Origin of the sequence: Arthrobacter yangruifuii (assembly GCF_009192775.1) — a bacterium.
GTDB lineage: Bacteria > Actinomycetota > Actinomycetes > Actinomycetales > Micrococcaceae > Arthrobacter_B > Arthrobacter_B yangruifuii.
The window spans coordinates 111,499-125,865 of sequence record NZ_VTFX01000002.1 but is presented as its reverse complement, the minus strand read 5'-3'; the positions used below and the strand labels follow the sequence as shown (position 1 = coordinate 125,865).

14 protein-coding genes and 2 tRNA genes are annotated in these 14,367 nt (G+C 66.9%); 10 read left to right on the top strand and 6 right to left on the bottom strand.

Annotation, left to right across the window (positions count from 1 at the left end; genetic code table 11):
• Positions 1-160 precede the first annotated feature (160 nt).
• The 3 genes from ssb to GD627_RS06630 form a co-directional block, all read right to left on the bottom strand.
• Positions 161-778 carry a single-stranded DNA-binding protein gene (gene ssb, locus GD627_RS06640; protein WP_152271873.1) on the bottom strand — a complete coding sequence of 206 codons (618 nt, stop codon included), beginning with the start codon at positions 776-778 and terminating at the stop codon, positions 161-163.
• A gap of 180 nt (positions 779-958) precedes the next feature.
• A complete protein-coding gene (locus GD627_RS06635; RefSeq protein WP_152271872.1) occupies positions 959-2,170 on the bottom strand; it encodes an alpha/beta hydrolase in 1,212 nt (403 codons plus the stop codon).
• Positions 2,171-2,285: 115 nt separating this feature from the next.
• Positions 2,286-2,358, bottom strand: a tRNA-Arg gene (locus GD627_RS06630).
• Positions 2,359-2,575: 217 nt separating this feature from the next.
• On the opposite strand from GD627_RS06630, the gene GD627_RS06625 reads away from it, so the two are divergent.
• The 5 genes from GD627_RS06625 to GD627_RS06605 all read left to right on the top strand — a co-directional run bounded on the left by GD627_RS06625 (position 2,576) and on the right by GD627_RS06605 (position 6,398).
• Positions 2,576-3,403, top strand: coding sequence for a DUF4397 domain-containing protein (locus GD627_RS06625; RefSeq protein ID WP_152271871.1), 828 nt, complete (start codon positions 2,576-2,578; stop codon positions 3,401-3,403).
• Between the two features lie 92 nt (positions 3,404-3,495).
• Entirely contained in the window at positions 3,496-4,206 is a 711-nt protein-coding gene (locus GD627_RS06620; protein WP_152271870.1) for a class F sortase, read from the top strand.
• 62 nt (positions 4,207-4,268) lie between these two features.
• Positions 4,269-4,841: an RNA polymerase sigma factor gene (locus GD627_RS06615; RefSeq protein WP_146364542.1), complete on the top strand. Its 573-nt coding sequence runs from the start codon at positions 4,269-4,271 to the stop codon at positions 4,839-4,841.
• Positions 4,822-5,619, top strand: coding sequence for an anti-sigma factor (locus GD627_RS06610; RefSeq protein ID WP_152271869.1), 798 nt, complete (start codon positions 4,822-4,824; stop codon positions 5,617-5,619). Before GD627_RS06615 ends, GD627_RS06610 begins: the two co-directional genes overlap by 20 nt.
• A gap of 41 nt (positions 5,620-5,660) precedes the next feature.
• On the top strand, positions 5,661-6,398 hold the full coding sequence (locus GD627_RS06605) for a M50 family metallopeptidase (protein ID WP_246165368.1): 738 nt from the start codon (positions 5,661-5,663) through the stop codon (positions 6,396-6,398).
• 8 nt (positions 6,399-6,406) lie between these two features.
• On the opposite strand, the gene GD627_RS06600 is transcribed toward GD627_RS06605, so the two are convergent.
• Positions 6,407-6,823: a DUF3224 domain-containing protein gene (locus GD627_RS06600; RefSeq protein ID WP_146364330.1), complete on the bottom strand. Its 417-nt coding sequence runs from the start codon at positions 6,821-6,823 to the stop codon at positions 6,407-6,409.
• 119 nt (positions 6,824-6,942) lie between these two features.
• Here GD627_RS06600 and GD627_RS06595 point away from each other — a divergent pair, with 119 nt between their 5' ends.
• On the top strand, positions 6,943-8,208 hold the full coding sequence (locus GD627_RS06595) for a glycosyltransferase 87 family protein (RefSeq protein WP_152271868.1): 1,266 nt from the start codon (positions 6,943-6,945) through the stop codon (positions 8,206-8,208).
• Here the strand turns inward: GD627_RS06595 and mptB are convergent.
• On the bottom strand, positions 8,171-9,712 hold the full coding sequence (gene mptB, locus GD627_RS06590) for a polyprenol phosphomannose-dependent alpha 1,6 mannosyltransferase MptB (RefSeq protein WP_152271867.1): 1,542 nt from the start codon (positions 9,710-9,712) through the stop codon (positions 8,171-8,173). The genes GD627_RS06595 and mptB overlap by 38 nt on opposite strands.
• Before the next feature lie 275 nt (positions 9,713-9,987).
• On the opposite strand from mptB, the gene orn reads away from it, so the two are divergent.
• The 4 genes from orn (at position 9,988) to GD627_RS06570 (ending at position 12,743) form a co-directional block, all read left to right on the top strand.
• On the top strand, positions 9,988-10,590 hold the full coding sequence (gene orn / locus GD627_RS06585) for an oligoribonuclease (protein ID WP_281349980.1): 603 nt from the start codon (positions 9,988-9,990) through the stop codon (positions 10,588-10,590).
• Positions 10,591-10,730: 140 nt separating this feature from the next.
• A tRNA-His gene (locus GD627_RS06580) sits at positions 10,731-10,806 on the top strand.
• A 165-nt stretch (positions 10,807-10,971) separates the two neighbouring features.
• Complete coding sequence (locus tag GD627_RS06575) at positions 10,972-12,129, top strand: acyl-CoA dehydrogenase family protein (RefSeq protein ID WP_152271866.1); 1,158 nt, start codon at positions 10,972-10,974, stop codon at positions 12,127-12,129.
• Between the two features lie 41 nt (positions 12,130-12,170).
• Positions 12,171-12,743 (top strand): peptide deformylase, encoded by a 573-nt coding sequence (locus tag GD627_RS06570; RefSeq protein WP_152271865.1) that lies wholly within the window; start codon positions 12,171-12,173, stop codon positions 12,741-12,743.
• 91 nt (positions 12,744-12,834) lie between these two features.
• On the opposite strand, the gene GD627_RS06565 is transcribed toward GD627_RS06570, so the two are convergent.
• Entirely contained in the window at positions 12,835-14,301 is a 1,467-nt protein-coding gene (locus GD627_RS06565) for a glyceraldehyde-3-phosphate dehydrogenase (RefSeq protein ID WP_152271864.1), read from the bottom strand.
• Between the last annotated feature and the right edge of the window lie 66 nt (positions 14,302-14,367).

Genomic DNA, 14,367 nt, shown 5'->3' with positions numbered 1-14,367 from the left:
CCCCCCCCCCCCCCCCCCCCCCCCGCCCCCCCCCCCCCCCCCCCCCCCCCCCCCCCCCCCCCCCCCCCCCCCCCCCCCCCCCCCGCCCGCCCCCGGCGGGGAACGGCGGAGGGGACGGGTGTCCGGTCGGAAAGGACGCCCACGCCCGCCCCCGGCGTCTTTAGAAGGGTGCCCCGGCCTTTTCGCGGGTCGGCTCCGCTGCCATAGCCTCCCCGTCGGTGGAACCCCCGTCCGTGGAGCCTCCCTCGGCGGAACCCCCGTCCTCAGGGACAGGATCAAGCAGCTCACCGGTCAGCGGGTCCAGCCGGCCCAGGGACTCCTCCAGGTCCGGATCTCCCCCGAGGCCGGAACCGGTGCCGGTCTCGGCCCCCACACCGCCGTCGGCCCGGTCCCCGCCCAGGGAAGCATCGGTGCCCGTGGATGCCGTGCGCCGGAAGCTCGCCGTCCCCCACATCAGGTCATGCCCCACCGTGTCTGCGTCGATGTCGGCGCTGGTGCCGCTGCGGCCGTCCTCCGTGGTCCACTGCCGCAGCCTAAGCCTGCCGGTGACCACTACCCGGTCCCCCTTGTGAATGCTGAAGGCGGCATTGGTGGCCAGCTGGCGGAAAAGGCTGACGGCATACCAGTTTGTCTGCCCGTCCAGCCATCCGCCGGTGTCCCGGTCATAACGCCGTTCCGTGGTGCACATCCGGAAACTGGCGACGGCGAGTCCGTTGTCGGTGGTGTTCCGGCGGAGGTCGGTGGCCACGTAGCCGCGGAGCGTAATGGTGTCACTCATGTTTTCCTGCCTTCGGCTGTCTGCCGCGGCACACTGCGTTTTCCGCAGCCGCGGCCTGGATGCCGGCGGATTTACCGGTCCGGCAAGTCTTCGCTCTCCGGGCCTTCCGCGGCCGTGCCACGGTGGCGGCTGTGGATCATGGCGGGCAGGAGCCGCTGGTATCTGCCCTGTGGAGGAGCACTAGCGCCCTTTGGGCAGCCCTTTTCCGGTCTGGTGTTCCCGCACCGCCCAGTCAGCGAATTCCTCAATGGCGGGCGCGGCAAACCGGGTTCGAACCGAGGCAAAGTAGTCAAAGGAGTGCTGCGCTCCGGGCAGCCGGCACCAGAAAACCGGTTGCCGGGACACCGCCGCCAGGGCACGCGCGAAGCGGTGCCCGTGCTGCACGGGCACCACGCTGTCCTTGTCCCCGTGCAGCAGGAAAAACGGCGGCGCTCCGGGGAACAGGTGAGCTGCAGGCGTGCTGTCAGGGTTGGTCTCCTGGACTCTGCCGTAGTAGCCGTAGAGGCATGCCGCCCCTGCTACCGATGTGTCGGCATCCTCGAATCCGGGCTGCAGGTCCGGCTGGTTGGGCGTGAGTGCCGCAAAGGCGGCCAGGAAGGCACCGGCGGAGCTTCCCGCCACGACCACCGGTCCGCCGCCCGCGCCGTGGGCGGCACCGGTGGTACGCACCCAGGCAATAACGCGCTTCGCGTCGACCGCATAGTCGGGGAATCCGGCGGCGGGGGCCAGCCGGTAGTTAGCGCTGATGCACGTCCATCCGTGGGAGGCGAGCCGGTACAGCAGATACAGCGACTCCCGGTTCTTGGCCCCGGACACAAACCGGCCGCCGTGGAAGTGCACGAATACGGGTCCTGCGGCCGGTCCGGTCCGGGGCAGATACAGGTCGAGGGTGTTGTGCCGGCCGAACTCCCCGTACTGCAGGTCCTTGAGCCGGCGCACTCCCCGCCGGCGCCGCCGGAAGGGCAGAAACAGTCCGGCCAGGACCGCACCAACGCCGGCCGTGACGAAGGCCCGTGGTCCGGCGGCATTTCGCCGGCCGTGGCCAAGCGGGGTCTCGAGGACCTGTGCAGGGGCGGCCCGGTGCCGGACGGCACGCTCTGCAACCAGCCGGAGCCCCGCGGCAACCAGGGCCATTCCGGCCGCAGCGGCCATGCCCGCGGCGGAGGAGACTTCCCCTTCCGTGACGGCCAGGGCGGTGACCGCTGCACCGAACAGCAGCGGGACCATGGGAGCCTCATTGAGGGTCATCCCCGCGAGGTATGCGGCCGTGCCCCAGCGGAACGGGCTGCGGGGGCGCGGGCCGTTGCCCCGTCCGCCGGTGCCGGGCGGGGCGAGCGCACACAAAGTACTCAGTCCAAGCAGGATGACGGTGATGAGGTAGCCGGTGGGCACTGCGGCTCCTTGCGGGGGGGGCGGGCATATTCCGCCCGAGCCTACGCCGCGGCACCGGCCTTGGACGCCGGCCGGTTCTAAAACGGCCTGAGCAAAACAGCCTGAGCCCGTGAAGTGCCCCCGGCGCGACTCGAACGCGCAACCTACGGATTAGAAGGCCGTTGCTCTATCCATTGAGCTACGGGGGCAACCAGTCGATGATACTACGGACCCTGCGGCCCGCCGTTCAGCAGCCTGCCGCAGCGCCGCGCAGGGTTGCCGGCGGATACGGTTCCTTCCCCCGGAGACCTCCCCCGGATAAAAAATTCCGCTGATCTGCATCCAAACCCGGGCACCCGGAAGTAATAGGGGTGTAAGTCACAAAACCCCGTACCGAAGGGTGCGGCAGAACAAGGAGCTCAGACCATGCGCAAGACCGCTATCGCTCTCTCGACGCTCGGCCTGGGTGCCGCCGCAGCCTTCTCGGCTGTACCGGCATCCGCGGCCGACACCGATATGGCCCAACTGTCGGTACTGCACGGTGTTCCGGACACTCCGGTGGACGTGTACGTCAACGGCACCCTCACCCTGGACGACTTCATGCCCGGCGAACTCGCGGGACCGCTGGACCTGCCGGGCGGCAACTACCAGCTGGCCATCACGGCCGCCGACGCTGCTGACGCCTCTGCACCGATCATCGGCCCGGTGTCTGCAGATCTGGCAGCCGGCGGCAGCTACACCGCCACGGCCAACCTGGATGCCTCCGGCAAGCCGACGGCCAACCTGTTCACCAATGACACGTCCGCCGTCGAGGCGGGCAAGTCCCGCCTGACCGTCCGCCACGTGGCAGCGGCACCCGCCGTCGACGTCCTGGCCGGCGGTGCTCCGGTCATCACCAACCTCACCAACCCGAATGAGAAGGCGCTGACCGTGGACCCCGGAACGATTTCCGCTTCGGTTGCCGCAGCGGGAACCACGACGCCGGTGATCGGTCCGGCGGATCTGACCCTGGCCGAGGGCACCAACACGATTGTCTACGCCTGGGGTTCCCTCGAAGCCGGGAACCTGGCTCTCGCCACCCAGACGCTCGAGGGCATGCACTCCGCACCGCACGCGGTTCCGGGTGCCCTGGAGCAGGTTTCCCAGTCCGGGGATGAGCAGGCAGTGACTGCTGCTGCCGCTACCGGCGGTGTGGCACTGCTCGCCCTGGGCGCCGTCCTGCTGCGCCGCCGGTCCATGGCCGGCAGCAAGTAGACACCCGCCCCATTCCCCCGGTGCTGCGGCGCTTCCGGCCCCTTTCCGCGCCGCAGCACCGGGTCCCCCCCCTTTTTTGCGGAGGTACCTTCATGACCGTTGTCCCCCTGCGACGGCTCGCAGCAGCGGCCTGCCTCTCTGCCGCCGTCCTTGCCGGGGCCTCAGCATGCAGCGGTGCCCCGGAGGCCGGGTCCGTTTCGAGTTCTACGCCGGCGCCGTCGTCGCCCGCGCCGGCGTCATCCACGGCGGCCCCCGCCACCACGGAGGCCCCCGGCACCTCCGCGGCCCCCGGAACACCGGAAGCACCCGCCACGCAAATACCGGTGCGGCCGGCGGTACCCTCACCGCCCGAGGTTGTTCCCGATCCCGTGCGTGTGCGTGTCGAAGGAACCGGCATCGACCTTGAGGTCATTCCGGTGGGCCAGGAGGACAACGGTGCCATGACACTGCCCAACAACCACTACCAGGCGGGCTGGTACCGCTACGGACCTGCCCCCGGGTCCTCGCGCGGCGCGGCGGTGCTTGCCGCCCACGTGGATTCGCGGACGGAAGTGCTTCCCATCGCGGGGCTGGACGAGGTTCCGCCGGGTACCCCCGTCACGGTTACCCGCAGCGACGGGAGCGTGCTGCGCTACACCACCGAAAGCGTGGAGAACATCCCCAAGGCCGCACTGGACGACTTCGATCTTTTTGACCGCTCGGGTGCCCCCCGGCTCGAGCTGGTGACGTGCGGCGGTAAATGGCTCGACGCGGTAGGCGACTATGAAGACAACGTTGTGCTCACCGCTGTCCCTGTACCGTAGTGTCTACCTCAGAGAGCTTCCGGATGGCGGAGGCATCCCCGCACGGCAGGAGAACGGCACTGATGCCCACCGGCGCCTCGGACCGCGACGCCGCGATGGACGCTGCCTTTGCCGCGGGCGACGAAACGGCACTCGCCGAAGCCTACCGCCTGTTTTCGCCCCTGATCCGTGCCCTGGCCCTGCGCAGGCTGCAGGATCCGGGCGCCGCCGACGACGCCGTGCAGGAAGTGTTCATCAGGGCGTGGAAATACCGTGACAGCTATGCCCCCGACCGGTCCACGCTGGCAGCATGGCTGGTCGGCATCGGACGGAATGTGGCAGCCGGCATGGCAACGGCCAGGGTTCGTTCCTCCGAAACGCTGATGGAACCTCCCGAGCCGGGCCGGCATTCCGGGCCGGCCACCGGCCCTGACCCCGACGGCGTCGCGGACCGCGTGGTGCTGGACGCCGAACTGGCCAGGCTCGGGGAGCCGCAGGGTTCCATCCTCCGCCTGGCCTTCCATGAAGATCTGACACATCAGCAGATTTCGGAAACACTGAAACTACCCTTGGGTACCGTAAAGAGCCATATCCGAAGAAGCCTCGTCCAACTACGCCAGCGATTGGAGGTCAGCGATGCAGCATCTGCCACCTGAAGCGCTGGCCCTGTGCGCCCTCGGCGAGACCGACCCCGGGGAGACGGCCCACCTCGAAAGCTGCGCCGAATGCAGGGCGGAGGTCACCGCACTGCAGCGGGTGGTGACCGCAGGGAGGGCCCCGGACGTTGCGGAGGAACTCCCCCGGCCGCCGTCGTCCGTGTGGGACGGCATCCATGCCCGGCTTGGGCTCAGTGATTCCGTCCGCTCGGATCCTTTTGATGCCCCTGAACGGCCGGCTGCAGCAGTAGCCGCTGCCCCCGCAGGGGCTCCCGCACCGGCCCCCGCCCCGCAGGAATCCCCGGCACCGTCCGCGGCGTCCCTGGAAGCTGCCCGGCAACGGCGCCAACGACGGCGGCTCCCGCAGATCCTGGGCGCTGCTGCGGCGGCAGTGGTTCTGGCCGCCGCCGGCACGTGGGGCATCACACGCGTCCTGTCGGACCGGAGCGAGGTTATTGCCGCGGTGGATCTGTCTCCGCTGGCTTCCTACTCCGAAACGGGCCGTGCCGAGGTGGACGAGCGGGCCGACGGCGAACGCGAGCTGGTTGTCACGGCCACCGGCTCCGGGGCGCAGGGCTACCGCGAAGTCTGGCTGATTGCCCCCGATGTGGAGCGCATGGTCAGCCTCGGGACCATGGAGGGAACAGAAGCCCGGTTCGCGATTCCGGCTAACCTGAACCTCGATGAATACCCGATTGTTGATATTTCCGATGAGCCCTTTGACGGGAACCCCCTGCATTCCGGGGACTCCATCCTGCGCGGCGTCCTGGACCTCTGAGCACTCCGCCGCGGACCGGCACCACCGAAGGCAGGCCGCCCGTGGCTGATCCGCTGGGCGTGGCCGGTGAGTGGTGGAACCGGGTCCTGGGCGGCTTCGACCGGGTGCCTGCCGTGGACCCCGATCCGGTGGCACTGCTGCTGATTGCCGCCGCCGCGGCCCTGCTCAGCATTCCCCGCGCCACATGGCGGTGGTTTGGGCTGTTCGTCACGTTCGTTCACGAACTCGGTCATGCCTTCGCAGCGCTGAGCACCGGACAGGTAGTGAAGGGAATCCGCCTGCGCTTCGACCATTCCGGCGACATGCGGTCCCTGGGCCGGGGAGGATTCCCCGCCGCCTGGGCCGGGTTCTGGGGCTATCCTGTCCCGGCGGTGGTCGGCGCCGTCCTGGTGCTGGCGGGGCTGGGCGGCTGGGCCGGGGCTGCGCTCTCCGTCAGCGCCCTGGTGCTGATCGCCGCGCTCCTGTTCATCCGCAACGGGCAGGGGTTTGTGATCGCGTTCGGGTGCACGGGGATTTCGGTGCTGCTGGTCTGGTTCGCCGCCCCTCCCGTCGCCGGGTACGTGGCCATGGGCACGGGCATTGCGCTGCTCGTGGGGGCCGTCCGTGACTGGTTCAACGTGCTGGGCGTACACACACGTCGGCGCCGGAACCTGGAAAGCTCCGACGCCTATATCCTCTCCCGGCGGACCGGGGTTCCTGCTGCGTTGTGGCTGGCGGGGTTCGCCCTGGTGATTGCCGCTTCGCTGGCGGCGGCCGGCTACGCCGCGCTGGGTGCCTAGGCCCGAGCCTATCCCTGGACGGGGAAGGTGACCCGCAGTTCCAGGCGGTGCTGGCCGTCCTCTTCCTGGGTGTAGATGGCCTTGCCGGAGATGCCGGCAAGATCGTCGGTGCCGGAACCGGGAATGATGTGGCCGGAGCTGGCCGTCGCAGTGCCCTCGGCCAGCCCCCAGTGCTGGATGACCATGGTTCCGGAGCGGCCCGCTATGGTCCCCGCGAAAACCTCGGAACCGACGTATCCGGCACCCACGGAGTTACCGGCCATGATCAGGTCGGCAACGCTGGTTCCGGTGATGTCCCCCTCGAAAATCTTCACTGCCCGAACCGTGGAGAGTTCGCTGTTGGTTCCCTCCACCTGGTAGGGGGTGGGTTCCCACTCCGAAACGTCGAAATCCGCCACAATCACTTCTTCAGTTAGGTCGGTCATTCCTTCAGTATTCCGTGTCCGGCGGCGAATTGCATTCCCGGAGCCGCGCGCCGGTAGCCTTATCGCTGTGCACTCGACGCGGCACGGCAACGGATTCACCTAAGGAGCACCACCCTCGCATGTCCCGGAAATCGGCCTTCCAGCACCATCGGTTACTCCGTCCCGCCGCCCTTTGGACGGTGTTTGCCGTGATCCACGCGGGTTTCCTTGCCGCCCTCGCGAGCCGTATCCTCGGCGGCGATGTCCTCAGCGACGTGGGCTTTTACCGGCAGTGGGCGTTTTCCGGAATCCAGGACGGCTACTGGGTCGGCATTGACGGCGGCTGGGTCTATCCCATCGCTGCGCTTGCCCCCATGGTCCTGGCAGCGGTCTTCGGTTACGGGGCCTACCAGTTCACCTGGTTCCTGCTCTTTACGGCACTGAATGCGGCCGCCGTCGCCGTCCTGGCCCGGCGCGCCGGAACCCAGGGCATCGCGGCCGCCTACTGGTGGCTGGCCGTCACCGCGCTGCTCGGCCCGGTGGCCGTGGGACGCGTGGACGGACTCACCGCACCCCTGGTCATCATGGGCCTGCTGTTCCTGGCCACCCGCCCCGTCCTGGCCTCGGCGCTGCTGTCCCTGGCCACCTGGATCAAGGTCTGGCCCGCCGCCGTCATCCTCGCAGTGCTCGTCGCGTGGAAGAGGCGGCTCACCCTGCTGGCCACCGGTGCCGCGGTATCAGCCGTGATTGCCGCGGCGGTGGCCCTCTCCGGCGGCCTCAGCCACCTGTTGAGCTTTATCGGCGAACAGGGCGCCCGTGGCATGCAGATGGAGGCGCCCTTTACGACGCCGGGCCTGTGGCAGGCGATCCTGGGGTCCTCGGATGCCTACATTTTCGAAGACAAGGTCATCAATACGCGCGAGGTCCGCGGTGCCCTCGGCGAGCCGGTGGCGGCATTGATGTCGCCCCTGCTGGCGCTGGCGGCCGTCGCCGTCGTCGGGCTGCTGATCTGGGCGCTGCGCCGCGGTGCCGATCCGCGCGCCCTGCTGATCTCCGGATCGCTGGCACTGGTCAGCGCGTTCATTGTGTTCAACAAGGTGGGATCGCCGCAGTTCATGCTCTGGCTGGGCGCCGTGACCGCCGTCGGACTGGCGTGGGAGGGACGGGACTGGAAGGTGCCCGGGATCCTGATGGCGGCCATCGCTGCGCTGACCACGCTGGTCTATCCCATGTTCTATTCGGCCCTGTACAACGACCTGAATGTTGCCGTGGCGCTGCTCCTGACCGCCCGCAATATCCTGCTGCTGGTGCTGTTCGGCTGGGCACTGGCCCGGGTCATTCGGCTGACCCGGGCCGGCAGCGGCACGCTTAGTGCGTCCGCAGTTCGCCCGGAGCAGGCTCCGTAAGCTTCCTGCGGAACAGGACCTTGGTCTTGGGATCCAGGAAAATCAGGTAGAGGGCGAAGCCCAGCGCAATCACCGCGGCGATCTGGCGGGCGGCACTGAGGCTGAAGTCGAAGTAGGGCCAGATATCCAGCTGGTCGCTGATGGCGTAGACCATGAAGAAGGAGACCATCAGGTACAGCGTCTTGGCCTGCCAGTCATCGCGCAGGCCGGTCACCGCGAACAGCGGGATGAGCCAGACGACGTACCAGGACTGGATCATCGGCGCCAGCATCACGATGGCGGCGAAGGCCAGTGCCAGGCGCCGGATCAGCCGGCTGTACTGCCCCACGAACATCTGCCACAGCACAATGGCCACGGAGGCGAGCCGTCCAATGGTGTGCACGATGTCCGCCAGGGTCCAGCCCGGCAGCCCCAGCGCATTGCCCAGGGTGGCCACCAGCATGCCGGCGAAGCCAACCGGTGCGTACCAGATCCAGACGCTGCCGGGCGTGCTCAAGGCACCCACCCAGCCGAAGCCGAAACCGTTGATCAGGCCCATGATCCAGAGCAGGCCCAGGGAAATGCCCGCGGTCATGAACCAGTAGCCGAACTTCCGCCGCCATGAGGCGTTCTTTCCGGCCCAGAGCAGCCCGATGAACGGAAGGAAAATGATGGTGATCGGCTTGATGCCGATCGAGAGGGTCACCAGCAGGATGCCGACCAGGGCACGGTTGGTGGCCGCGAGGTACAGTCCGGCGAGGGCGAGCCCGATCATCAGGGCATCGTTATGGATGCTGGCGATGAAGTTGGTCAGGAACAACGGGTTCGCGGCCGTGAGCCACAGTGCGCGGTTGGGATTGATCCCGTGCAGTTCAGCGAGCTTCGGTACGATGTACACGCACATTGCCACGCCGATGACGGCGATCAGCCGGAACAGCAGGATGGAGAACTCGGGCTGGCCGTTCGTTACCAGAACCACCAGCTGCTCCAGCCAGAGGAACACCGGACCGTACGGGGTGGGGCTCTGCGCCCACAGGTCGTCCGCACCGAGCTGCAGGTAGTTGGAGATCTGGGAGTAGCCGTCCTTGTACGGATTCAGGCCGCTGACCATGACCAGGCCCTGCGCTATATAGGCGAAGACGTCGCGGCTGAACAGCGGCAGCGTGAGGCACATGGGCGCCGACCAGGCGATGATGGCCCGCAGGATGACGGGCCGCGATTCCGGCCCCCATCCGCCCTTCATCCGCTGGCCCAGGCGCAGCCAGGACCGCACCAGCAGCATTCCGCCCGTGGCCAGGAGCAGCACGGCCACGACGGCGCCCAGGGGCTCGTCGAAGCGCATCCAGATGATCACCGGATTGGTCCGCAGGCTGGAGGCCAGCGACAGCCAGCCCACTCCAAACGATCCGGCAAGCATCATCAGGGAGCCGATGAACCCCTGGATGATCGCGATGTTTGGGCGGTCGGCTTTTGCTATCTCCGAGCCCGGAGACGAAGGCTCGGTCGCGGGGACCTGGGCGGTCATCTACGTGGTTCCAATCTCTGGGTTGACACTTTGTGCTGCGGACCTGGCGGCAGTCAGGGTCCGGTACCGGTGTCGAATGCGGGCACAACAATGCCGCGTACCGTAACAGGCTGATATTAGCACCGCGCCCTGCACCCGCCCGGGGCGCGGCGAAGGCGGCAGCGGCACTCCCGTGACGCAGGCCACGTTTGTTTTCGGGCCAGCACGTTCGTCGCTCCGGTCGCCCACGCGCCCGCCCCCGAAGACAGAGCGGGTGAAAGCGGTACATTGGACTCGTGCCAATAACTAATGAACGTATGGTCTGGATCGACTGCGAGATGACGGGTCTGGACATCAAGAATGACGCCCTGATCGAAGTGGCCGTCCTTGTCACTGACTCCGAGTTGAATATCCTTGGGGACGGCGTGGACGTGGTCATCAAACCGGATGACGCGGCGCTGGCCCAGATGGGTGACTTTGTGCGCCAGATGCACACCACTTCCAAGCTGCTGGACGAGCTGCCCAACGGCATCACGATGGCCGAGGCCGAGGCCGCCGTCGTCGAATACATCACCAAGTGGGTCCCCGAACCGAAGAAGGCGCAGCTGGCCGGCAACTCCGTAGGGACGGACAAGATGTTCCTGGCCCGCGACATGCCGGAAGTCATCGACTACCTCCATTACCGCATCATCGATGTCTCCACCATCAAGGAGCTCGCCCGCCGCTGGTACCCCAGAGCCTATTTCCAGGCGCCTGCCAAGAGCGGCGGACACCGCGCCCTCGGTGATATCCGGGACTCCATCAACGAGCTCCGCTATTACCGCGAGGCTGTTTTCGTGCCCGCACCGGGCCCCGATTCCGCCACCGCAAAGAAGATCGCCGCGGGGATTTTGAGTTAGCTCGGTCACAAAAAGGCCGCACGGAACCAAACGTGTCAAAAGCACTCCAAAAACCGTGTAAGCTTGATTCCGCTGCCTCAGACAAATGAGTTCGCAAGGCCACTCGCCTGGACTTCGCGAATGAACGTTTGAGGCACATGGTGGGTATAGCTCAGTTGGCAGAGCGCCTGGTTGTGGTCCAGGAGGTCGCGGGTTCAACCCCCGTTACTCACCCCAATGAGGCTGGCAGTTACAGCTTCGAAAGGCCGCCTCGGATGATTCCGGGGCGGCCTTTGTTGTGTGTGTTTGACTGTATCCCGGAGGCAGTCCCGGCTCCGCGGGCTCCGGCCCGGTAAGAACCATTTGTCGCCATGCGTGGCTTATCAATGAGGAGGCGCCGCCTTGGAGCGCAGACTGTTCGAAGAGGACCATGAGCTGTTCCGCGACGTCGTCCGGGAGTTCGACACCCGCGAAGTCGCCCCCGGCTATCCGGAGTGGGACTCGGCGCACATGATGCCCCGCCGCCTGTGGAAGGCAGCCGGAGAGCAGGGCCTGCTCGGCCTGGCCGTCCCCGAGGAGTTCGGCGGCGCAGGCATGCCGGACTACCGTTTCCGCGCGGTGATGGACGAGGAATTCGCCCGCACCAACCACCTCGCCGTGGGACTGGCCTTCCACCTGCACGATGACATGGTGCTCCCGCACCTGCTGGCCTACGGTTCAGACGAGCTCAAGGAACGCTGGCTGCCGGGCATGGTCTCCGGCGACAAGGTCACCTCCGTGGCCTGGACCGAACCCGGAGCCGGCAGCGACCTGCGCGGCATCCGCACCAAGGCGGTCCGGACCGACGACGGCGGCTGGCTGATCAGCGGCCAGAAGACCTTCATCGGCAACGGCATCAGCGGCGACGCATCCCTCGTCCTGGCCCGCACCGACGGCGGCACCGGCCGCGGCCAGCGGGACTCCTTCAGCATGTTCATGGTGGAGAAGACCGAGGGCTACAGCACCGGCCGGCAGCTGGACAAGATGGGGCTGAAGGCCTCGGATACCGCCGAGCTGTTCTTCGACAACGTGCGTGTCTCCGCAGCAGACCTTGTTGGCGAAGTCGGCCGGGGACTCGAGTACGCCGAGGGCCAGCTCCCCCAGGGCCGTCTGGCCATCGCCGTCGCCTCCTCCGCCGTCGCCCGGCGGATCTACGAAGCCACCGTGGAGTACACCAAGGACCGCAACGCCTTCGGCGGGCGGATTGCCGATTTCCAGAACAGCCGGTTCGCGCTGGCTGACATCCTTACCGAGGTTGAGGTGACCGAATCCTACGTGGATTCGGCGATCCTTGCCTTCAACGAGGGCCGGCTCGACGCCGTTTCCGCCGCCAAAGCGAAGCTCTGGGCCTCCGAACGGGCCAAGTCCATCACCGACCGCTGCCTGCAGCTGCACGGCGGCTACGGCTACATCCTGGAGTACCCGGTTGCCCAGGCCTTCCTGGCAGCCCGCCTGCTGACCATCTTCGGCGGCACCAGCGAAATCATGCGGGAAGTCATCGGGCGCGGCATCGTCCGCTGACCCCAGCCTCCCGGCACCACCATCACGAGAGAAAGACAGTAATGACCGTTCGTCCCATCGTTATCCACGGAGAGCCCGTACTGCACCGCAGGGCGGCCGAGGTGGAAGAGTTCAATGACGAACTGCGCACCCTGGTTGCCGACATGTTCGAAACCATGGACGTGGCCAACGGGGTGGGCCTGGCAGCCCCGCAGATCGGAGTCGGACTGCGCCTGTTTACGTTCGCGTATGAGAACGACGACGACGCGCCGGACCGCGGCATCGTCATCAACCCGGTCCTCATCACGTCCAAGGTCCCGGGCTCGGCCCCGGATCCGGACGAAACATCCGAGGGCTGCCTCTCCGTGCCGGGCGAGAACTTCCCGGTCAACCGGGCGGAATGGGCCAAGATCAAGGGCTTCGACGAGTTCGGTGCTCCGGTGGAGTTTGAGGCGACCGACTGGTTTGCACGGGTCATCCAGCACGAATATGACCATCTGGACGGCAAGCTGTACGTGGACCGGCTGACCGACCGCTGGAGCAGGAAGGCCCGCAAGGTCATCAAGGCGCAGGGCTGGACGGTTCCGGGCAACACCTGGATGCCGGGCGTGGATCCGGACCCGTTCGGACACTGACGCTGACGCCGCTGCCGGCAGGTTTTCCGGCAAAGCGAAGGGCCCGCAGGAATTCCTGCGGGCCCTTCGCTTTACGCCCCTGTTCGCAGCGCTAGCCGGCGATGGCTGCCAGCGACTGCGCCTTGGGGAACGCCGGCGGGTTCACATGCGCCATTTCCTCCAGCACGCGGACCACCTGGCAGCTGTACCCGAACTCATTGTCGTACCAGACGTACAGCACGAGGTTCTTGCCGTTGGAGATGGTCGCCAGTCCGTCCACGATGCCGGCCCGCTTGGAGCCGACGAAGTCGCTGGAAACCACCTCGGGGGACGCAATGTAATCGATCTGCTTGTGCAGCGGGGAGTTCAGGGAGGTCTCCCGCAGGAACGTGTTGACGTCTTCCCGGGTGGTGGCGTTCTCCAGGTTCAGGTTCAGGATGGCCATGGACACGTCCGGGGTGGGCACCCGGATGGCATTGCCGCTGAGCTTGCCTTCCAGCTCCGGCAGCGCCTTGGCCACGGCCTTGGCCGCTCCGGTTTCCGTGATGACCATGTTCAGCGCAGCGGACCGGCCGCGCCGATCGCCGTTGTGGAAGTTGTCAATCAGGTTCTGGTCATTGGTGAAGGAGTGCACGGTTTCCACGTGCCCGTTGACAATGCCGTACTTGTCATTGAGGACCTTGAGCACCGGGGTAATGGCATTGGTGGTGCAGGAGGCCGCGGTGATAATCCGGTCTTCGTCGGTGATGGTGCCGTGGTTGATTCCGTGCACGATGTTCTTCAGGCTGCCCTTGCCCGGCGCGGTCAGCAGCACCCGGGACACACCCTTCGCGGCGAGGTGCTGGGACAGCCCGGCCTCGTCGCGCCAGCGGCCCGTGTTGTCCACCACTACGGCGTCGTTGATGCCGTAGGAGGTGTAGTCCACGGTGGCCGGGTCGTTGGAGTAGATGACCTGGATCAGGGTGCCGTTGGCCTGGATGGTGTTGTTTTCCTCATCCACCGTGATGGTGCCGTTGAAGGCGCCGTGCACCGAGTCCCGGCGCAGCAGGGACGCACGCTTGACGAGATCATTTTCCGACCCCTTCCGCACCACGATGGCGCGCAGGCGCAGGCCCTGCCCGCCGCCGGCCTTCTCCACGAGGATCCGGGCAAGGAGGCGGCCGATGCGGCCGAACCCGTAGAGCACGACGTCGGTGCTGGTCCTCTCGTCTGCCCCGCGCTTACCGGCGACGTCGGCCAGTTCCATGCGCAGGAACTCGGTGAGGTCCCCTCCGCCCTGCTCTTTGTATTTGGTGCTCAGCCGCGCCAGGTCAACGGAGGCCGCCCCCAGCTCCAGCCCGGTCAGCGCCAGGAGCAGCGGATAGGTCTCCGCTACCGGCAGTTCCGTTTCATCAATCTGGCGGGCGAACCGGTGCGCCTTCAAAATGTCGATGACTGACTTATTCACCAGCGGACGCCCGTACACGGAGGTCACCACGCTGTTCTCCCGGTAAAGCCGCCCGATCAGCGGAATCATGGCCTCGGCAAGGGCCTCCCGGTCCATCCACGCGTCAAGGCACGTATCCGAATTGGAGCTCACAGAACTTCACATCCTTTTCTCAGCCGGCACCGCGTTGTGCCGGTTGGGGGTCATCACCTACAAGTG

What these genes read in the sequence shown, in the direction of transcription:
- ssb (WP_152271873.1), bottom strand. Translation starts at nt 778, where the DNA reads ATGAGTGACACCATTACGCTCCGCGGCTACGTGGCCACCGACCTCCGC.
- GD627_RS06625 (WP_152271871.1), top strand. Translation starts at nt 2,576, where the DNA reads ATGCGCAAGACCGCTATCGCTCTCTCGACGCTCGGCCTGGGTGCCGCC.
- GD627_RS06620 (WP_152271870.1), top strand. Translation starts at nt 3,496, where the DNA reads ATGACCGTTGTCCCCCTGCGACGGCTCGCAGCAGCGGCCTGCCTCTCT.
- GD627_RS06615 (WP_146364542.1), top strand. Translation starts at nt 4,269, where the DNA reads ATGCCCACCGGCGCCTCGGACCGCGACGCCGCGATGGACGCTGCCTTT.
- GD627_RS06610 (WP_152271869.1), top strand. Translation starts at nt 4,822, where the DNA reads ATGCAGCATCTGCCACCTGAAGCGCTGGCCCTGTGCGCCCTCGGCGAG.
- GD627_RS06600 (WP_146364330.1), bottom strand. Translation starts at nt 6,823, where the DNA reads ATGACCGACCTAACTGAAGAAGTGATTGTGGCGGATTTCGACGTTTCG.
- GD627_RS06595 (WP_152271868.1), top strand. Translation starts at nt 6,943, where the DNA reads ATGTCCCGGAAATCGGCCTTCCAGCACCATCGGTTACTCCGTCCCGCC.
- mptB (WP_152271867.1), bottom strand. Translation starts at nt 9,712, where the DNA reads ATGACCGCCCAGGTCCCCGCGACCGAGCCTTCGTCTCCGGGCTCGGAG.
- GD627_RS06570 (WP_152271865.1), top strand. Translation starts at nt 12,171, where the DNA reads ATGACCGTTCGTCCCATCGTTATCCACGGAGAGCCCGTACTGCACCGC.